This is a genomic window from Pseudomonas sp. S2_F07 (assembly GCF_054668325.1).
Genome location: NZ_CP162758.1, coordinates 3,757,575 through 3,776,123, shown reverse-complemented (window position 1 = coordinate 3,776,123; position 18,549 = coordinate 3,757,575). Strand labels below are relative to the sequence as shown.

Sequence of the window (18,549 nt, the reverse complement as noted above, 5' to 3'; positions counted from 1 at the left end):
TGACGCCGTCCTGACGGCGAGCGTGTGACCTAAATTGGTGCATGTCCGGGAGGGCGTGATGAATCTGGAAAGCAAATGGCTGGAGGACTTCAGTGCCCTGGCCGCCACCCGCAGTTTCTCCCAGGCCGCCGAGCGGCGTTTTGTGACGCAGCCGGCGTTCAGTCGGCGAATCCGCAGCCTTGAAGCCGCGTTGGGGCTGACCCTGGTCAACCGTTCGCGCACGCCGGTGGAGCTGACGGCGGCAGGGCAATTGTTTCTGGTCACCGCGCGCACCGTAGTCGAACAGCTGGGCGAAGTGCTGCGCCATCTGCATCACCTGGAAGGCGGACAGGGCGAAGTGATGCAGGTCGCTGCCGCGCACTCCCTGGCGCTCGGTTTCTTTCCGCGCTGGATCGCGCAGTTGCGCAACGAAGGTCTGAATATCGCCACGCGGCTGGTGGCGACCAACGTCGGTGACGCGGTGCATGCATTGCGTGAAGGCGGCTGCGACCTGATGCTGGCGTTCTACGACCCGGACGCCGCCATGCAGATGGACCCGGAAATCTTCCCCTCGCTGCACCTTGGGCACACCGAGATGCTGCCGGTCTGCGCCGCCGACGCCGACGGTAAGCCACTGTTCGACCTGGAAGGCGAAGGCAGCGTGCCGTTGCTGGCGTACAGCGCCGGTGCGTTTCTCGGCCGTTCGGTGAACATGCTGTTGCGTCAACGGGCGCTGCGCTTCACCACCATCTACGAAACCGCCATGGCCGACAGCCTGAAAAGCATGGCTCTGGAGGGACTGGGCATCGCCTGGGTTCCGCAGTTGAGCGTGCGTGCCGAGCTGACGCGTGGCGAACTGGTAGTGTGTGGCGGTCCGCAATGGCATGTGCCGCTGGAGATCCGTTTGTACCGCTGTGCGCTGGTGCGCAAAGCGAATGTCCGGTTGTTGTGGCGCAAGCTCGAGAGCGGCGTAGCGGGTGCTACTGTTTGAGAGCCAGGAACTCATGGCCAGTTCTGTGGCCATGAGTTGCAGCAACTGTTCATTCAGCGTAAGCGTGTTAATGGCACAAACACGCCATGCGCGGATTTCAGGTCGCGCGATACCGAAACGAACTTACGCAAAAGTGCTAAGGTGTTTGCGAATGTTTTCCCTGTTTTTTTCACTGTATCGATAAGCGTTTCCACGTACGCCTGAGAATTCGTCCGAGAGCATGATCGTGTCGTGCCACCAGCCGTCATAGATGACTTCACTGTCTTCATGTGTCGCGCCCAACATGTGGCCTATTTCATGTGCTGGGACTTGTTTGGACGTGATCGCCGCAATTGCGCAATGACCTTTGACTTGGCCGTATCCGCTTGTCGATTCGAGGAGACCCCCTGCCTTTGTGTTGATATTGTTTCGGGTCAACAAGAGGACTTTCGTCAGGTCCGGTTCATGTTCTTCATATTTTAATATCTTTGTATACCAGTCCCGTATCAGGTTGCACCACCCTCGCAGCGCAGCTGAACCATCTTCGTTTCTGTAGTTGTATCCTGACAACTCCGGAACTTCATGATGAGCGTACATCAAAAATCTGACCTTGCGTTCCGAGATGGATTCAAGCTCTGTTTTCAGCCAGGAAAAGTAATCGGTGTATAAATCATTTTTTTGATATTCCTGAAGATCCTTGTGAAGGACAACTATTATGGTAATAGGCTTTTTCATATTTGTACTCCCTGTTCAATTATGATTTTTTACCGTTTTATATTTGCGTTGTCTGGCGGTGTTCGCAATTTTTAAGTGGGTTTAATTGTTTCTGTTGAGAGCTTCAATGAACTTATGATCACCAGATCGGCCCATTGAATTGCGAATTGTATTGAGCTACTAAGTTAAGAAATTCACGACATTCAGGCAGTCAAATGACTGACTTGATGGTCAAGAAATACCTATTTTTCGAGCGCGTGACAGATGGTCGCAACAGGGGCTGTTTATCTGCCTCATTGAGGTATACTGCGCGGCCTTCGGCCGGTTACGACCGGCCATAATTCGTACAATCAAGCCACGCATCCTGCGTGGCTTGTTGTTTTTTGACGCGCCTGCGGGCGCCCAGAGAGAAGAGGCACGACGATGAGTGCACTGGTTGGCGTGATCATGGGCTCCAAGTCCGATTGGTCCACCCTTAGCCACACCGCCGATATGCTGGAAAAGCTCGGCATCCCTTACGAGGTGAAAGTGGTTTCTGCCCACCGTACCCCGGACCTGCTGTTCCAGTACGCTGAAGAAGCCGAGGCGCGTGGCATCGAGGTGATCATCGCCGGTGCCGGTGGCGCGGCCCACTTGCCTGGCATGTGTGCAGCCAAGACTCACCTGCCGGTGCTTGGCGTACCGGTTCAGTCCGCTATGCTGTCGGGCGTTGATTCGCTGCTCTCTATTGTGCAGATGCCAGCGGGCATTCCGGTCGCCACCCTGGCCATCGGCAAGGCGGGCGCGATCAACGCAGCACTGCTGTCGGCGAGTATCCTTGGCGCCAAGCACCCGCAGTTCCACGCGGTGCTGAAAACCTTCCGTGCTGAGCAGACAGACAGCGTCCTGGACAATCCAGACCCACGCATCGCCTGAGGTTGTTGACGATGAAGATCGGTGTAATCGGTGGCGGCCAGTTGGGTCGCATGTTGGCGCTGGCGGGCACTCCGCTGGGCATGAACTTCGCTTTCCTGGACCCGGCGCCGGATGCTTGCGCAGCCGCGTTGGGCGAACACCTGCGAGCCGATTACGGCGATCAGGATCACCTGCGTCAACTGGCCGATGAAGTCGATCTGGTGACCTTCGAGTTCGAAAGTGTTCCGGCCGAGACCGTGGCTTTCCTGTCACAATTCGTCCCGGTCTACCCGAGTGCCGAAGCACTGCGCATCGCCCGCGATCGCTGGTTCGAGAAGAGCATGTTCAAGGACCTGAGGATTCCTACCCCGGCGTTCGCCGACATTCAGTCCCAGGCTGATCTGGACGCCGCCGTGGCTTCCATCGGTCTGCCAGCGGTGCTGAAGACCCGTACCCTGGGTTACGACGGCAAGGGTCAGAAAGTCCTGCGCACGCCAGAAGATGTGGTTGGCACCTTTGCCGAACTGGGCAGCGTGGCCTGCCTGCTGGAAGGCTTCGTGCCGTTCACCGGTGAAGTCTCGCTGATCGCCGTGCGTGCCCGCGACGGTGAAACCCGCTTCTATCCGCTGGTACACAACACCCACGAAAGCGGCATTCTCAAGTTGTCCGTGGCCAGCACCGATCACCCGCTGCAAGCCCTGGCCGAAGACTACTCCAGCCGTGTGCTCAAGCAGCTGGATTACGTCGGCGTGATGGCGTTCGAGTTCTTTGAAGTCGACGGTGGCCTCAAGGCCAACGAAATCGCCCCGCGGGTACACAACTCAGGGCACTGGACTACCGAAGGCGCCGAGTGCAGCCAGTTCGAAAACCACCTGCGGGCCGTTGCCGGCCTGCCGTTGGGTTCGACTGCCAAGGTTGGCGAGAGCGCGATGCTCAACTTCATTGGCAAAGTGCCAGAGTCCGAGAAGGTCCTGACCATCGCCGATTGCCATCTGCATCACTATGGCAAGGCGTTCAAGGTCGGCCGCAAGGTCGGTCATGCCAACCTTCGTTGTGCAGACCGCGAGACGCTGGCGGCCCAGATTCTCAAGGTGCAAGCACTGATCGCCGAATAGTTTTTTATGTGCAACGGTGGAACCTTCGGGGTGCGCCGTTCTCTCATGGCAGGTTGCGAAAGTCTGACTAGGCTTTCCAATAGCTACTTCATTGAGAGGAGAATGCCATGGGAATTATCGGAACCATCTTTATCGGCTTGATTGTCGGCCTGCTGGCTCGGTTCCTGAAACCTGGCGATGACAGCATGGGCTGGATCATGACGATCCTGCTCGGTATCGGAGGTTCGCTGGCGGCCACTTACGGCGGCCAAGCCCTGGGCATCTATCAGGCTGGTCAAGGTGCAGGTTTCATCGGTGCGCTGGTGGGCGCCGTTGTGTTGCTGGTGATCTACGGGTTGATCAAAAAGAACTGATCCAGGCGACAAAGCCCTCTCCGCCAAACCGGCCGGGAGGGCTAGAATGCTCGGCGTTTCCTGTTCTTCCCTTTGCCGAGCACCTTCATGCGCCGTCTTTTGTTGACTCTTGTTTTACTGGGTTCGGGCCTTGCCCATGCCGGCGAACTGCCGGAAACCGACTGGCTCGAATTGATGCCCAAGTCGGACCAGAAGGCCCTCGAGGCCATGCCTGAAATCGACCACAACTCCCCTGAGGCCAATGGCACTTTCACCGACAAGGGTGGAATGAAGCAGGCCAAAGGCTTGCCTGCGGTGATGTACTCGACCAAGACCGTTGCGTCGATGAACGACAAGAACATCCGCATTGGCGGTTACCCCGTGCCGCTTGAGTCCGACGCCAAGGGCAACAGCACGTTGTTTTTCCTCGTGCCATACCCGGGCGCCTGCATCCACGTACCGCCTCCGCCTCCCAATCAATTGGTGCTGGTGCGCTATCCAAAGGGCCTGAAGCTGAATGATATCTACACGCCGCTGTGGGTCACCGGCACGCTGAAAGTCGAGAAGGTCAGCAATGACCTGGCCGATGCGGCATATGCGCTGGATGCGCAGAAGGTACGGGTGGTGAAAGAGTCGGATTTGTAACGCCCCGCCAGATGGCTTGGCACAAAAAACTGTGGGAGCGAGCTTGCTCGCGATGGCGGTGTAACAGGCAACTTAAATGTTGAATGTTATGGCCTTATCGCGAGCAAGCTCGCTCCCACATTGGTTTTGTGGTGTTGCTTAGAGAGAGTTGCTGCCGATACTCACGCCCAGCGTATGGCTAGCACCTGGTTTCAGGTTCACCACATCACCCATCACATTCGCCGTCTCGATGCACAGCATGCGCTGCCAGCCATCGTCGGCCATGTCGCTGAACGCGGCGGCGCGGTCGATCCACGGGTTCCAGATCACCGCGGTGCGCGAGCCCATGCTGGTCAGTTCGATGCGTCGCTCCCAGGCCGGGTCGACGATGCTCAGCAGTGGCGGGACATTAAGATAGATGCGGTCAGTTTCGCCGCTAAATCGCAGATCGCCGGACTGTTGCTTGGTTTTCCAGTCTTCCAGGGTTTCGATGTAGCTCAAGCCATCCACGCCTTCGACATGCACTTCGCGCACATCGCTGACGGCAAAGTAACTGTGCAGCGCCTGGCTGATGCTGACGGTTTCAGCGCCCCGGTTGTGGCTGGTCAGGTGGATGTGCAATTGCTCGTCGAGGCGAATGCTCAGCGTCAAATCCACCTGGTGCGGCCAGCCGGGAAAGCCGCCTTCAGGGTAGGGCAGGAGGAATTCGACCTTCAGGCTTTCGCCCTCGGCTTCGATGCCGCCCAGTTCCCAATCCATCGCTCGCACGAAGCCGTGAGCCGACGGCGCTTCATTGCTGGTGCGCATCGCCTGAACGCTTTGCGGGTTGCGCGCAAAGTTGCCGAACCATGGCCAGCACACCGGCACGCCGGCGCGGATGCTCTTGCCGGTCTTGAACACGGCCTCGTCGTTGAGCCAGATCAGCGGCGGCTGGCCGGCCAATTGATAGCTGAGGATGTGCGCGCCTTGCTGGGCCACCAGTAATTCGGCCTGACCGTGGCGGATGCGCCAGCAGTTCAGTTCATCCAGTTTTACGGCTTCAACATTGGGCGTGCTCATGGGACAGCTCTCGATCAGTAACGTGGACGACTATCGACCGCAAAACGGCTACCAGGTTTAAAAGCTCTTTCAGCGAGCCCGGGGCGGAACCGAGCGGGTGCGACCGCTGCCATCGATGGCCACGAACACAAACACCGCTTCGGTTACTTTACGCCACTCGCTGGACAGTGGATCGTCGCTCCAGACCTCGACCATCATCTTGATCGAGCTGCGGCCGATTTCCAGGGCCTGGGTATAAAAGGAGAGCTGAGCGCCCACCGCCACCGGTACCAGAAACGCCATGCGGTCGATTGCAACGGTGGCAACGCGCCCGCCAGCGACCTTGCTGGCCATCGCGGTGCCTGCCAAATCCATCTGCGCCACCAGCCAGCCGCCGAAAATATCGCCAAAGCCGTTGGTTTCGCGAGGAAGCGCGGTGATTTGCAGGGCCAGGTCGCCTTGCGGGATCGGATCTTCTTGTTCGAGTTCTATCATGCCGGGGGGCCTCTGACCCGTGACTCTTCGTTGGTATTGCTGGTGGTAGCCGTCTTCGGGAAAAACGATTCAGCACCGAACATACTACGTTCGTCACGTTTTCCATCAGGCGCCTAAAGGGAAACTCTGCGAAATCGCCTATGAACCTGACAGGCGCTTTCGCACAGCAACCCCTCAAAAACCGGAGCAGGCTTTGAGTATATCGGTCGGTAGACTCCGCGACGACCGTCCGGTTCTCATTTTGACTGTCAAAAACGCACCTCTATGTGCTTTTTCGAACAATTTGCTATCGTGCCGGACCTGCCCAAACCTCAGCCAGCGTTGTTGAGGTTGCAGATCCGACTATAAGAGAAGCCCTTGCCATGACCACAGCGCCCTCGAGCATCGCGCAGCCAGACCAACCCGCACGTCCGCTGACCCGCAACGACTACAAGACTCTATCGCTGTCGGCCCTGGGCGGCGCGCTGGAGTTCTACGATTTCATCATCTTCGTGTTCTTCGCCACGGTGGTGGGCAAGCTGTTCTTCCCGGCGGACATGCCTGAATGGCTACGCCTGATGCAGACCTTCGGCATCTTCGCCGCCGGTTATCTGGCGCGGCCGCTGGGCGGCATCGTGATGGCGCACTTCGGCGACCTGCTGGGCCGCAAGAAAATGTTCACCCTGAGCATTTTCATGATGGCGGTGCCCACCTTGATCATGGGTTTGCTGCCGACTTATGCGCAGATCGGCATGTGGGCGCCGATCCTGTTGCTGTTGATGCGGGTGATCCAGGGCGCGGCCATTGGCGGTGAAGTGCCGGGGGCGTGGGTCTTCGTTTCCGAGCACGTTCCGCAGCGGCATGTCGGCTACGCCTGCGGCACCCTGACCAGCGGCCTGACGGCGGGCATCCTGCTCGGCTCGCTGGTCGCCACGGCGATCAACAGCCTTTACACCCCGGTGGAAGTAGCGGATTACGCCTGGCGGATTCCGTTCTTGCTGGGTGGCGTGTTCGGCCTGTTCTCGGTGTACCTGCGTCGCTGGTTGCACGAAACCCCGGTGTTCGCCGAGTTGCAACAGCGCAAGGCCCTGGCCGAAGAAGTGCCGCTGCGGGCGGTGCTGCGTGACCATCGAGGCGCCATTGCCATTTCGATGTTGCTGACCTGGCTGCTGTCGGCCGCCATCGTGGTGTTGATCCTGATGACCCCGACTGTGTTGCAGACGGTCTATCACTTCTCGCCAACCACGTCCCTGCAGGCGAACAGCGTGGCGATCGTGTTCCTGAGCTTTGGTTGCATCATTGCCGGCGCACTGGCCGATCGCTTCGGTGCGGGACGAGTTTTCGTGATCGGCTGTACCGCGCTGCTGGCCAGTTCCTGGACCTTCTACCACAGCCTGGCCGATCATCCCGACTGGCTGTTCCCGATGTATGCCCTGACCGGTCTGCTGGTCGGCACCATCGGCGCGGTGCCCTATGTGATGGTCAAGGCGTTCCCGCCGGTGGTGCGTTTCAGCGGCCTGTCGTTCTCGTACAACGTCGCCTACGCGATTTTCGGTGGTCTGACACCGATGATCGTCAGCCTGTTGCTCAAGGAGAGTGCGATGGGGCCTGCCTATTATGTGGCGGTGCTATGCGGGGTGGGGATTCTGGTAGGTGCATATCTCTGGAAGAAGGGCCGCTGATAGCGAACGATCACAGCACTCCTCACATCTACAGTTACAACTGAAAGGCCAGCCTTCCAAGCGGAGTGCTGGCCTTTCATCCAATTGTCATATTTCAGCCATAGAGTGTTCACACGGCCTGCTGATACTTGGCCCCGAATAACACACCCTATCTGCTAGGAGTAAGGCATGAAACTGAAGCGTTTGATGGCGGCAATGACTTTTGTCGCTGCTGGCGTTGCGACTGCCAACGCGGTTGCCGCTGTTGACCCTGCTATCCCGAGCTACACCAAGACCACTGGTGTGTCGGGCAACCTGTCCAGCGTTGGTTCCGATACCCTGGCCAACCTCATGACCCTCTGGGCTGAGAACTACAAGAAAGAATACCCGAACGTAAACATCCAGATTCAGGCCGCTGGCTCCGCCACTGCGCCACCTGCGCTGACTGAAGGCACCTCCAACCTGGGCCCGATGAGCCGCAAGATGAAGGACACCGAACTGGCTGCCTTCGAGCAGAAGTACGGCTACAAGCCAACCGCTATCCCGGTTGCCGTGGACGCGCTGGCTGTATTCGTGCACAAGGACAACCCGATCCAGCACCTGACCATGGAACAGGTCGACGCGATCTTCTCGTCCACTCGTCTGTGCGGCGCTAAAGCCGACGTGAAAACCTGGGGCGACCTGGGCGTGACCGGCGACCTGGCCAACAAGCCGGTTCAACTGTTCGGTCGTAACTCGGTATCCGGCACCTACGGCTACTTCAAGGAAGAAGCCCTGTGCAAAGGCGACTACAAGCCTAACGTGAACGAGCAGCCAGGTTCGGCTTCGGTCGTGCAGTCGATCAGCTCCTCGCTGAACGGCATCGGTTACTCGGGCATCGGCTACAAGACCGCTAGCGTGAAGACTGTGGCCCTGGCCAAGAAAGGCAGCCAGGACTTCATCGAAGACACTGAAGAAAACGCCCTGAACGGCAAGTACCCGCTGTCCCGCTTCCTGTACGTGTACGTCAACAAAGCCCCGAACAAGCCACTGGCCCCGCTGGAAGCCGAGTTCGTGAAACTGGTTCTGTCTAAACAGGGTCAGGAAGTCGTAGTGAAAGACGGTTACATCCCACTGCCGGCCAAAGTAGCTGCCAAAGCTCTGGCTGACCTGGGTCTGGCGGAAGGCGGCGCTGAAGTCGCAAAAAAGTAACAAATTGAGTCCAGGGTGAACCCCTCGGACTCACATGGGGGCGGCAGGAGCCGCCCCCATGCACCTCTAATTCTCTATTCGCTGCTGGTTACCGCTAGCGGCGGATTTGTTGCGTCACTGCACTGTCATCTTTCTGTCATACAGGATCGCTAGGGTGTGCGAATGAATGATCTGGCCAATTCCAACATGACTACTAATCCCCCCAAGCGAATTGATTTCAATACGCCTGAGTTGCAACGCAAGCGCCGCATTCGCGCGCTCAAAGATCGCCTGACCCGCTGGTACGTCCTCGTTGGCGGCCTCGCTGTACTGGGCGCGATCACCTTGATCTTCTTCTTCCTTGCCTACGTCGTCGCGCCCCTGTTCCAGGGTGCCAGCCTGACCGCCAAGGACGCCATCACACCCGCCTGGATGCAAGACGCAGGCAAGCCGCTGATGATCTCCCTGGAAGAGCAGAACCAAGTTGCGATGCGGGTTTCCGACAAGGGCCAGGCATTGTTCTTCGACATCGACAGTGGCGCTGAATTGAAGCGCGTCGATCTGTCGATCCCGGCCGGCACCACCGTGACCTCCATCGGTGAAGACCAGCCAGGTCACCCGCTGGTGGCTGTGGGTCTGTCCAACGGTCAGGCCCTGGTGTTCCGTCACACCTATAAAGTCAGCTACCCGGACGGCAAGAAGACCATCACCCCGGCCATCGAGTACCCGTATGGCGAAGCGCCAATCGCGGTGAACGAAGCCGGCGGTGCGCTGGAGCACGTCAGCCTCAACGCCAACGATTCGACCCTGATGCTGGTGGGTTCCACCGGTTCGCAACTCAATGTTCTGTCGCTGACCAGCGAAGAGAACATGATGACCGGCGAAGTCACCAACGAGCAGAAGCGCATCGAACTGCCGCAAATGACCGAGCCGGTGAAGAATATTTTCGTCGACCCGCGTCAGCAGTGGCTGTACGTGATCAACGGGCGTGCCCAGGCCGACGTGTTCAGCCTTCGCGACAAAAGTCTCAACGGTCGCTACAAACTGGCGGAAAACGGCGAAACCGAAGTCACCGCCAGCACCCAGCTGGTGGGCGGTATCTCGCTGATCATCGGTGACTCCAAAGGTGGTCTGGCCCAGTGGTTCATGGCGCGCGACCCCGATGGCGAGCAACGCCTGAAGCAGATCCGCACCTTCCAGATGGGCACCACGCCTATCGTTGAAATCACTGCCGAAGAGCGCCGCAAGGGCTTCGTTGCCCTCGACGCTTCCGGCAAGCTCGGCGTGTTCCACAGTACCGCCCACCGTACCTTGCTGGTGGAGTCGGTCGCTGAAGGCCAGGGCATCTTCGGTCTGTCGCCGCGTGCCAACCGCTTGATCGTGGAAGCCGGCGGCAAGTTGCATCCGCTGCTGCTCGACAACCCGCACCCGGAAGTCTCGTGGAGCGCACTGTGGAGCAAGGTCTGGTACGAGAACTACGACGAGCCTAAATACGTCTGGCAATCGACCGCCGCCAACACCGACTTCGAACCCAAGCTGAGCCTGTCGCCGCTGACCTTCGGTACCCTGAAAGCCGCGTTCTACGCCATGCTGCTGGCCGCTCCACTGGCCGTTGCCGCGGCGATCTACACCGCGTACTTCATGGCTCCGGGCATGCGCCGCAAGGTCAAGCCGGTGATCGAGTTGATGGAAGCGATGCCGACGGTGATTCTTGGTTTCTTCGCCGGTCTGTTCCTCGCGCCATATGTGGAAGGGCATTTGCCGGGCATCTTCAGCCTGCTGATGTTGCTGCCGATCGGCATCCTGGTCGCCGGATTCACCTTCAGCCGCCTGCCTGAGTCGATTCGCCTGAAAGTCCCGGATGGCTGGGAAAGTGCGCTGCTGATTCCGGTGATCCTGTTTGTGGGTTGGCTGTCGTTGTACATGAGCCCGTTCATGGAAAACTGGTTCTTCGGCGGCGACATGCGCATGTGGATCTCCCACGACCTGGGCATCACCTACGACCAGCGCAACGCCCTGGTGGTCGGCCTGGCCATGGGCTTCGCGGTCATCCCGAACATCTACTCCATCGCCGAAGACGCCGTGTTCAGCGTGCCTCGCGGCCTGACCTTGGGCTCCCTGGCCCTCGGTGCCACGCCGTGGCAGACCATGACCCGCGTGGTGATCCTCACCGCGAGCCCGGGTATCTTCTCGGCGCTGATGATCGGCATGGGCCGTGCGGTCGGCGAAACCATGATCGTGTTGATGGCCACCGGTAACACCCCGGTCATGGAAATGAACCTGTTCGAAGGCCTGCGCACCCTGGCGGCCAACGTCGCGGTGGAAATGCCCGAATCGGAAGTCGGCGGCAGCCACTACCGCGTGCTGTTCCTCTCGGCGCTGGTGCTGCTGTTGTTCACCTTCGTCATGAACACCCTCGCGGAACTGATTCGTCAGCGTCTGCGCAAGAAATACTCGTCGCTTTAAGCAAAGGTAGAAGTCTGTGAAACAGAACTCCCTGAAAGGATGGTTCAAGAGCGGCGCCCCCGGCGTCTGGATCAGCGGTGGCGCGGTGTCCATCGCGGTCATCATGACCATTGGCCTGCTGGCAGTGATTGCCGTGCGTGGCCTTGGTCACTTCTGGCCGGCTGACCTGGTGCATGCCAGTTACGACGTACCGGGCCAGGCCAATCACTTGGTGATCGGCGAAATCGTACAGAAGGAAGAAGTGCCACGTGCCCGCCTGAAGAGCGCCGGCCTGCCGGTGCCTGACGAAGGCCCGGAGTTCATGACCCGCGAGCTGATCAAGGTCGGCAACCGTGACCTGAACGGCAACGACTTCACCTGGATCGTCGGCGAGTGGCTGACCAGGCAGACGACGCCGCCGGAGCTGATGGCCATCGAGCGTCGCGAGTGGGGCAACTTCTACGGTTACCTGGTCAACGTCAAACAGGATGGCAAGGTTGTCGCTGAAGGCGAAGCCGCATGGCCTGAGTTGCAGGCCCGTGTTGACCGGGTCAACAAGCTGGCTGCACAACTCAAGAGCCTGGAAAAAACCGACATCGGCGCGATCAACGCCGGTCTCGAACGCATCCGCCTGCACGGTCGCAAGCTTGAGCTGGATGGCAAACTCGACGCCACCGCACAAGCGGACATGGAATCCGAGCGCGCCGAACTCAATGCCCGCTATCAGGATGTTGAAGCGCGCCTGAGCGATCTGCATGCGCAGTTCAACCGCGACAGCCTGACCGCCCGCGATGCGAACGGTAAGGAAATCGAAATCGGCATCGGCAAAGTGGTTCACGCCTACCAGCCGAACGCCATGAGCACGACCACCAAGATCGGTTTCTACTTCAGCAAGGTCTGGGAGTTCCTGAGCGACGACCCGCGTGAAGCGAACACCGAAGGCGGGATCTTCCCGGCCATCTTCGGCACCGTGATGATGACCCTGATCATGGCAATGATCGTGACCCCGTTCGGCGTACTTGCGGCGGTGTACCTGCGTGAATACGCCAAGCAGAACGCACTGACCCGGATTATCCGCATCGCAGTGAACAACCTGGCGGGCGTTCCGGCCATCGTTTACGGCGTGTTCGGCCTGGGCTTCTTCGTCTACGTGCTGGGCGGCTCGCTCGACCGTCTGTTCTTCCCGGAAGCACTGCCGGCACCGACCTTCGGTACACCGGGTCTGCTCTGGGCTTCGCTGACCTTGGCACTGCTGGCGGTGCCGGTGGTGATCGTGGCCACCGAAGAAGGTCTGGCGCGGATTCCTCGCACCGTGCGTGAAGGCTCGTTGGCCCTCGGCGCAACCAAGGCTGAAACCCTGTGGAAGATCGTGCTGCCGATGGCCAGCCCGGCGATGATGACCGGCATGATCCTCGCGGTGGCCCGCGCCGCGGGTGAAGTGGCGCCGCTGATGCTGGTGGGTGTGGTCAAACTGGCGCCGTCGCTGCCGGTGGACGGTAACTACCCGTACCTGCACCTGGACCAGAAGATCATGCACTTGGGCTTCCACATCTATGACGTCGGCTTCCAGAGCCCGAACGTCGAAGCCGCGCGACCGCTGGTGTACGCCACGGCGCTGCTGCTGGTGCTGGTGATCGCGACATTGAACCTGTCGGCGGTGTACATCCGTAACCACCTGCGCGAGAAGTACAAGGCGCTGGATAGCTGATTTCCAATGTGGGAGCGGGCTTGCTCGCGAAAGCGGTGGGTCAGGCAACATTGATGTTGAATGTGCCGGCCTCTTCGCGAGCAAGCCCGCTCCCACACTGGACCGCGTCCACCGGAATATTGATGGGAACTGCAATAAGCAGCGTTCCGAACCGAATTTGTTAGCACAGGGAGCCTCCCATGCAGCACGAAGCACATACCCACGGCATCAACATGTCGGCCCTGGGTCGCGACAAACAGAGCCTGAACCTCGAGCAGGAAACCGTAGCTATCGAAGTACCGGGCCTGAGCCTGTTCTACGGCGAAAAACAAGCGCTGTACGACGTCAGCATGAACATCCCGAAACAGCGCGTGACCGCTTTCATCGGTCCGTCCGGCTGTGGCAAGTCCACGCTGCTGCGTACCTTCAACCGGATGAACGACCTGGTTGACGGCTGCCGCGTTGAAGGCGAGATCAACCTGTACGGCAACAACATCTACCGCAAGGGCGAGGACGTGGCCGAGCTGCGTCGTCGCGTCGGCATGGTGTTCCAGAAGCCCAACCCGTTCCCGAAAACCATCTACGAAAACGTGGTCTACGGCCTGCGCATCCAGGGCATCAACAAGAAGCGCGTGCTCGACGAAGCCGTTGAGTGGGCGTTGAAAGGCGCGGCGCTGTGGGACGAGGTCAAGGACCGTCTGCACGAGTCGGCACTGGGCCTGTCCGGTGGTCAGCAGCAGCGTCTGGTGATCGCTCGCACCATCGCCGTTGAGCCGGAAGTGCTGCTGCTCGACGAACCGTGCTCGGCACTCGACCCGATCTCCACGCTGAAAGTCGAAGAGCTGATCTACGAACTGAAATCCAAGTTCACCATCGTCATCGTGACCCACAACATGCAACAGGCGGCGCGGGTGTCCGACTACACCGCGTTCATGTACATGGGCAAGCTGGTCGAGTTTGGCGACACCGATACCCTGTTCACCAATCCGGCGAAGAAGCAGACCGAAGACTACATCACCGGTCGCTACGGCTAGCGGCAGCCACGAGCCGCGAACTTCAAGCGGCAAGTCAGGGCGGTTCGGGTACAACACATCAGCTTGCAGCTTGTAGCTTGCAGCTCACAGCTTTTGCGGAGCAGACAACATGATTTCTAAGGAAGGCCTTACACACCACATCTCCCAGCAGTTCAACGCCGAACTGGAGGAAGTGCGCAGCCACCTCCTGGCCATGGGCGGGCTGGTCGAGAAGCAGGTCAACGACGCGGTGACCGCGCTGATCGAGGCCGACTCCGGCCTGGCCCAGCAAGTGCGCGAGATCGATGACCAGATCAACCAGATGGAACGCAACATCGACGAGGAATGCCTGCGCATTCTGGCCCGTCGCCAGCCGGCGGCTTCCGACCTGCGCCTGATCATCAGCATTTCCAAGTCGGTGATCGACCTGGAGCGCATCGGTGACGAAGCGACCAAGATCGCCCGTCGCGCGATCCAGCTGTGCGAAGAAGGCGAAGCGCCGCGCGGATACGTGGAAGTGCGCCACATCGGTGACCAGGTGCGCAACATGGTGCGCGACGCACTGGACGCCTTTGCCCGTTTCGACGCCGAGCTGGCGTTGTCGGTGGCGCAGTACGACAAGATCATCGACCGCGAATACAAGACCGCCTTGCGTGAGCTGGCCACTTACATGATGGAAGATCCGCGTTCCATTTCGCGGGTTCTGAGCATTATCTGGGTGCTGCGTTCGCTGGAACGTATCGGCGACCACGCGCGCAATATCTCCGAGCTGGTGATCTACCTGGTACGCGGCACCGACGTGCGGCACCTGGGTCTCAAGCGCATGAAGGAAGAAGTCGAAGGAACCAGCGGCGAAACAGCTAATGTTCCGGGCAAAACTGACGATAAGTAAGGTTGCCCAAGTAAAGCGCCCGGCCTTTTGGCCGGGCGTTTTTGTTTGCGGCTTACGAATTCGAAAGGCAGCACCCGCGAACGAAAAGTCCGGCGTGACTGAAGGTTTTTTGGCAATGTGCCATCAGCAAGGCGGTATGCTGGCCGGGATTTTTTAAAGGGGTTTTGGATGAGTAAGGTCAGTGTGTTGGTCGTGGACGACGCGTCGTTCATTCGTGACCTGGTGAAAAAGTGCCTGCGCAATTATTTCCCGGGCATGCGGATCGAAGATGCGATCAACGGCAGAAAGGCCCAGGCCATGCTGGCCAAGGAAGCCTTCGACCTAGTCCTGTGCGACTGGGAAATGCCGGAAATGTCCGGCCTGGAACTGCTGACCTGGTGCCGCGAGCAAGACAACCTCAGAGCCATGCCTTTCGTGATGGTGACCAGCCGTGGCGACAAAGAGAACGTTGTCCAGGCGATTCAGGCCGGGGTATCCGGCTACGTCAGCAAACCGTTCACCAACGAGCAACTGATCACCAAGGTCAAGCAGGCGCTGCACAAGGTCGGCAAACTCGACGCCTTGATCAACGTCGCCGCGACCAAAACCAGCCCTGCCTTCGCTAACGACTCCCTCGCTGCCCTGACCGGTGGCAAGGCCCCCGTCGCCACGCCAACGGCCGCACCCGCACCGTCCAAAGGCTTGCTCAACAGCCCGCCGATCAAGGCGCCAGCAGCCTCTTCGGCACCCGCCAGTGGCCGTGGCCAGGGTCAACTGCGGTTGCCCAACGGTATCCAGCAATGCGTGATCAAGGCCCTGAGCCTCAAGGAAGCGCTGCTGGTGGTGAAGCGCTCCGAGATCCTGCCGCAGATCCTCGACAGCGCCGTGCTGGACCTGGAGCAGGGCGACAATGCCGAAATCGCCCGCCTCAACGGCTATCTGCACGCCGTCGTGGCCCATGAACCGAAGCCCGACAGTGACTGGCTGCAACTGACCTTCCGCTTTGTCGACCAGGATGCGCAGAAGCTCGATTACATCTCGCGCCTGATTGCGCGGGGTACGGCGCAGAAGCACTTCATTCCTGGTGCTTGATCCAGCGTCGTCTGCGAGTTCGAAGGGTCCATTGGCCTTGCCGAAAGTCTTCTGAACGGCCCATTTTGAAACATCTGCCGACTACCCGGGTCCATTGCAGCTGCTAGGCTCAATCCCAGATCTCACTCGACAGAATCCTTGCTCATGTTCTCGCGCCTGCTGCTTATATGTGGCCTGTTCATGGTCGCCAACTCGGCCATGGCCATGACCATCTACAAATCCAAAGATGCCTATGGTGTGGTTTCCTACAGCGACCGCCCTAGCAAAGGCGCCCATGTGTTCGTTTTTCGCGATGGCATGGTCGAGCACCTTGAGCGCCAGGTGCGCCTTATCATCATGAAGAAGAATGGCGTGCACAGCGTGTACGTGCGCAATGACCTGTATGCGCCGGTCGAAGTCGAATTGAGCTTTGCAGGGGTGAAGAACGCCAGCGGTGTGCCGGGCGGGACGATTCGGCGGGTGATCCCGCTACGCAGCAGCGTTCGCCTGGCGCAGCTCACGGCGACTAAAGGTGGGAAGCCCATCGCGTACGTCCCGAAGTTCAACTACTCCCTGGGCGACCCCTCAGGGCCCATGGTTGGCTATCGGTACCCGTTGCCCTGGCGTGGCGGACCGTTCCGGATAAGCCAGGGCGCCAATGGCCCCTACAGCCACTTCGGGCCCAAGAGCCGATACGCCATGGATATCGCGATGCCTGAGGGCACGCCGATCATTGCCGCGCGAGGCGGTGTGGTAGTGAAAACCGAGAACAGACAGAGTGGGCGCGGCACCGACGCATCCGGCAATTTCGTGCGGGTGCTGCACGATGACGGGACCATGGGCGTTTATCTGCACCTGAAGAAAGGCTCGGTCTGCGTTCGGGAAGGTCAGCGGGTAACGGTAGGGAGTGCGCTGGCGTTGTCCGGCAACACCGGCAACAGCACCGGGCCGCATTTGCACTTCGTGGTGCAGCGCAATACCGGGCTGGGGCTGGTCTCGATTCCGTATCAGTTCAACCAGCCGGTAGGCGCACTGCCCAACTTTGCGTTGGGCAAGCAGTAAAGCCTTGGGATCAATGCGGTTTAACGAATCGCATCAATCCAGCATCAACACCTTGGCCAGAACGATCTTCGGCCCTTTCATCTTCTTGATGATGATCCGCAGGCCTTCGACTTCCAGCACTTCTTCCTCTTCGGGTACGCGCTTGAGGCTCTCGTAGACCAGTCCGGCAAGGGTTTCGGCTTCGACGTGGTCGAGGTCGATACCCAGCAGTCGCTCAACCTTGAACAGCGGCGTATCGCCCCGCACCAACAGCTTGCCCGGCTGATACGCGAGGATCCCGCGTTCGGCCTTGCGGTGTTCGTCCTGGATGTCGCCCACCAGCACTTCCAGCACGTCTTCCATGGTCAGGTAGCCGATGATGTTGCCGTCGGCCTCTTCGACCACGGCGAAGTGCGAGCCGCCCTTGCGGAACTGTTCCAGCAACTGCGACAGCGGCATGTGCCGCGACACCCGCTCCAGTGGGCGGGTCAGTTCGGCCAGGTTGAACGACTCGGGAATGTGGTCCAGTGCCGCCAGTTCCAGCAGCAGATCCTTGATGTGCAGCAGGCCGACGAACTCCTGGCGCTCGCTGTCGTACACTGGGTAACGGCTGAACTTGTGGCGACGGAACATCGCCAGGATCTGCTTGAGCGGCGCGTTGAACTCCAGGGTCACCAGGTCTTCGCGGGAATTGGCCCAGTCGACCACTTCCAGTTCACCCATTTCCACCGCCGAGGCCAGGACGCGCATGCCTTGGTCGCTCGGGTCCTGGCCACGGCTGGAGTGCAGGATCAGTTTCAGTTCTTCACGGCTGTAGTGATGCTCGTGATGCGGGCCGGGCTCACCTTGCCCCGCAATGCGCAGGATGGTGTTGGCGCTGGCGTTGAGCAGGTAGATGGCCGGGTACATGGCCCAATAGAACAGGTACAGCGGCACGGCGGTCCACAGCGACAGCAACTCGGGTTTGCGGATGGCCCAGGATTTGGGGGCCAGTTCGCCGACCACGATGTGCAGGTACGAAATGATGAAGAAGGCGGTGAAGAACGAGATGCCTTTGACCACTTCGGCCGACTCGACGCCGACTGCGCTCAACACCGGCTCAAGAATGTGGGCAAACGCGGGTTCACCGACCCAACCCAGGCCCAGGGAGGCGAGGGTGATACCCAATTGGCAAGCCGACAGGTAAGCATCGAGTTGACTGTGCACGGTGCGCAGGATGTGCCCGCGCCAGCCGTTTTTGTCAGCGATGGCCTCGACCCGGGTCGAGCGCAATTTGACCATGGCAAATTCCGCCGCAACGAAAAATCCGTTGAGCAAAACCAGGATCAGAGCAAAAAGAATCATGCCGAAGTCGGCGAAAATGGTAGCGAGGGTCAAGCCAGGGGAAGGGTCCATGATGGAGTTTTGCGGGTTCCGTATATTCGAGAGGGAAGTAAAAAACCGCGCCTGA

The 18,549-nt window shown here is 59.5% G+C and carries 17 protein-coding genes; 13 read left to right on the top strand and 4 right to left on the bottom strand.

All coding sequences use genetic code 11. From position 1 onward, the window contains the following. Positions 1-58: 58 nt before the first annotated feature. Entirely contained in the window at positions 59-970 is a 912-nt protein-coding gene (locus AB4O40_RS17175) for a LysR substrate-binding domain-containing protein (protein ID WP_056726827.1), read from the top strand. 123 nt (positions 971-1,093) lie between these two features. On the opposite strand, the gene AB4O40_RS17170 is transcribed toward AB4O40_RS17175, so the two are convergent. Then, complete coding sequence (locus AB4O40_RS17170; RefSeq protein ID WP_056726828.1) at positions 1,094-1,684, bottom strand: reprolysin-like metallopeptidase; 591 nt, start codon at positions 1,682-1,684, stop codon at positions 1,094-1,096. A 402-nt stretch (positions 1,685-2,086) separates the two neighbouring features. Between AB4O40_RS17170 and purE the strand changes: the two genes are divergently transcribed. From purE to AB4O40_RS17150, 4 genes are all read left to right on the top strand, one after another. After that, entirely contained in the window at positions 2,087-2,578 is a 492-nt protein-coding gene (gene purE / locus AB4O40_RS17165) for a 5-(carboxyamino)imidazole ribonucleotide mutase (RefSeq protein WP_046038893.1), read from the top strand. Between the two features lie 11 nt (positions 2,579-2,589). Next, positions 2,590-3,672 (top strand): 5-(carboxyamino)imidazole ribonucleotide synthase, encoded by a 1,083-nt coding sequence (locus tag AB4O40_RS17160; RefSeq protein WP_409078195.1) that lies wholly within the window; start codon positions 2,590-2,592, stop codon positions 3,670-3,672. Between the two features lie 107 nt (positions 3,673-3,779). Beyond that, a complete protein-coding gene (locus AB4O40_RS17155) occupies positions 3,780-4,025 on the top strand; it encodes a GlsB/YeaQ/YmgE family stress response membrane protein (protein ID WP_008030708.1) in 246 nt (81 codons plus the stop codon). Positions 4,026-4,112: 87 nt separating this feature from the next. Next, positions 4,113-4,649, top strand: a complete 537-nt coding sequence (locus AB4O40_RS17150; protein ID WP_056727029.1) for a DUF3299 domain-containing protein — start codon at positions 4,113-4,115, stop codon at positions 4,647-4,649. A 138-nt stretch (positions 4,650-4,787) separates the two neighbouring features. On the opposite strand, the gene AB4O40_RS17145 is transcribed toward AB4O40_RS17150, so the two are convergent. Then, positions 4,788-5,687, bottom strand: coding sequence for a D-hexose-6-phosphate mutarotase (locus AB4O40_RS17145; protein ID WP_409078194.1), 900 nt, complete (start codon positions 5,685-5,687; stop codon positions 4,788-4,790). A gap of 69 nt (positions 5,688-5,756) precedes the next feature. Next, entirely contained in the window at positions 5,757-6,161 is a 405-nt protein-coding gene (locus AB4O40_RS17140; protein WP_007942704.1) for an acyl-CoA thioesterase, read from the bottom strand. Positions 6,162-6,523: 362 nt separating this feature from the next. Here AB4O40_RS17140 and AB4O40_RS17135 point away from each other — a divergent pair, with 362 nt between their 5' ends. From AB4O40_RS17135 to AB4O40_RS17100, 8 genes are all read left to right on the top strand, one after another. Further along, a complete protein-coding gene (locus AB4O40_RS17135) occupies positions 6,524-7,822 on the top strand; it encodes an MFS transporter (RefSeq protein ID WP_056726831.1) in 1,299 nt (432 codons plus the stop codon). A 168-nt stretch (positions 7,823-7,990) separates the two neighbouring features. Continuing rightward, positions 7,991-8,992 carry a phosphate ABC transporter substrate-binding protein PstS gene (locus AB4O40_RS17130; protein WP_056726832.1) on the top strand — a complete coding sequence of 334 codons (1,002 nt, stop codon included), beginning with the start codon at positions 7,991-7,993 and terminating at the stop codon, positions 8,990-8,992. 411 nt (positions 8,993-9,403) lie between these two features. Further along, on the top strand, positions 9,404-11,437 hold the full coding sequence (locus AB4O40_RS17125; RefSeq protein WP_223542708.1) for an ABC transporter permease subunit: 2,034 nt from the start codon (positions 9,404-9,406) through the stop codon (positions 11,435-11,437). A 16-nt stretch (positions 11,438-11,453) separates the two neighbouring features. Beyond that, positions 11,454-13,124, top strand: a complete 1,671-nt coding sequence (gene pstA / locus AB4O40_RS17120; RefSeq protein WP_056726834.1) for a phosphate ABC transporter permease PstA — start codon at positions 11,454-11,456, stop codon at positions 13,122-13,124. 179 nt (positions 13,125-13,303) lie between these two features. Next, a complete protein-coding gene (gene pstB, locus AB4O40_RS17115) occupies positions 13,304-14,137 on the top strand; it encodes a phosphate ABC transporter ATP-binding protein PstB (RefSeq protein WP_007971742.1) in 834 nt (277 codons plus the stop codon). Between the two features lie 109 nt (positions 14,138-14,246). Further along, entirely contained in the window at positions 14,247-15,008 is a 762-nt protein-coding gene (phoU, locus tag AB4O40_RS17110) for a phosphate signaling complex protein PhoU (protein WP_007992846.1), read from the top strand. A 168-nt stretch (positions 15,009-15,176) separates the two neighbouring features. Further along, positions 15,177-16,079 carry a response regulator gene (locus AB4O40_RS17105; RefSeq protein WP_056726835.1) on the top strand — a complete coding sequence of 301 codons (903 nt, stop codon included), beginning with the start codon at positions 15,177-15,179 and terminating at the stop codon, positions 16,077-16,079. Positions 16,080-16,223: 144 nt separating this feature from the next. Then, positions 16,224-17,120 (top strand): peptidoglycan DD-metalloendopeptidase family protein, encoded by an 897-nt coding sequence (locus AB4O40_RS17100; protein WP_056726836.1) that lies wholly within the window; start codon positions 16,224-16,226, stop codon positions 17,118-17,120. 33 nt (positions 17,121-17,153) lie between these two features. On the opposite strand, the gene AB4O40_RS17095 is transcribed toward AB4O40_RS17100, so the two are convergent. Continuing rightward, the gene (locus AB4O40_RS17095; protein WP_007975205.1) at positions 17,154-18,494 is read right to left on the bottom strand and encodes a hemolysin family protein; all 1,341 of its coding nucleotides are present in this window, start codon (positions 18,492-18,494) and stop codon (positions 17,154-17,156) included. Positions 18,495-18,549 lie beyond the last annotated feature (55 nt).

Bases quoted from the DNA above. Each gene is read 5' to 3' on its own strand.
- AB4O40_RS17175 (WP_056726827.1), top strand. From the start codon at position 59: ATGAATCTGGAAAGCAAATGGCTGGAGGACTTCAGTGCCCTGGCCGCC.
- AB4O40_RS17170 (WP_056726828.1), bottom strand. From the start codon at position 1,684: ATGAAAAAGCCTATTACCATAATAGTTGTCCTTCACAAGGATCTTCAG.
- purE (WP_046038893.1), top strand. From the start codon at position 2,087: ATGAGTGCACTGGTTGGCGTGATCATGGGCTCCAAGTCCGATTGGTCC.
- AB4O40_RS17160 (WP_409078195.1), top strand. From the start codon at position 2,590: ATGAAGATCGGTGTAATCGGTGGCGGCCAGTTGGGTCGCATGTTGGCG.
- AB4O40_RS17155 (WP_008030708.1), top strand. From the start codon at position 3,780: ATGGGAATTATCGGAACCATCTTTATCGGCTTGATTGTCGGCCTGCTG.
- AB4O40_RS17150 (WP_056727029.1), top strand. From the start codon at position 4,113: ATGCGCCGTCTTTTGTTGACTCTTGTTTTACTGGGTTCGGGCCTTGCC.
- AB4O40_RS17145 (WP_409078194.1), bottom strand. From the start codon at position 5,687: ATGAGCACGCCCAATGTTGAAGCCGTAAAACTGGATGAACTGAACTGC.
- AB4O40_RS17140 (WP_007942704.1), bottom strand. From the start codon at position 6,161: ATGATAGAACTCGAACAAGAAGATCCGATCCCGCAAGGCGACCTGGCC.
- AB4O40_RS17135 (WP_056726831.1), top strand. From the start codon at position 6,524: ATGACCACAGCGCCCTCGAGCATCGCGCAGCCAGACCAACCCGCACGT.
- AB4O40_RS17130 (WP_056726832.1), top strand. From the start codon at position 7,991: ATGAAACTGAAGCGTTTGATGGCGGCAATGACTTTTGTCGCTGCTGGC.
- AB4O40_RS17125 (WP_223542708.1), top strand. From the start codon at position 9,404: ATGCAAGACGCAGGCAAGCCGCTGATGATCTCCCTGGAAGAGCAGAAC.
- pstB (WP_007971742.1), top strand. From the start codon at position 13,304: ATGCAGCACGAAGCACATACCCACGGCATCAACATGTCGGCCCTGGGT.
- phoU (WP_007992846.1), top strand. From the start codon at position 14,247: ATGATTTCTAAGGAAGGCCTTACACACCACATCTCCCAGCAGTTCAAC.
- AB4O40_RS17105 (WP_056726835.1), top strand. From the start codon at position 15,177: ATGAGTAAGGTCAGTGTGTTGGTCGTGGACGACGCGTCGTTCATTCGT.
- AB4O40_RS17100 (WP_056726836.1), top strand. From the start codon at position 16,224: ATGTTCTCGCGCCTGCTGCTTATATGTGGCCTGTTCATGGTCGCCAAC.
- AB4O40_RS17095 (WP_007975205.1), bottom strand. From the start codon at position 18,494: ATGGACCCTTCCCCTGGCTTGACCCTCGCTACCATTTTCGCCGACTTC.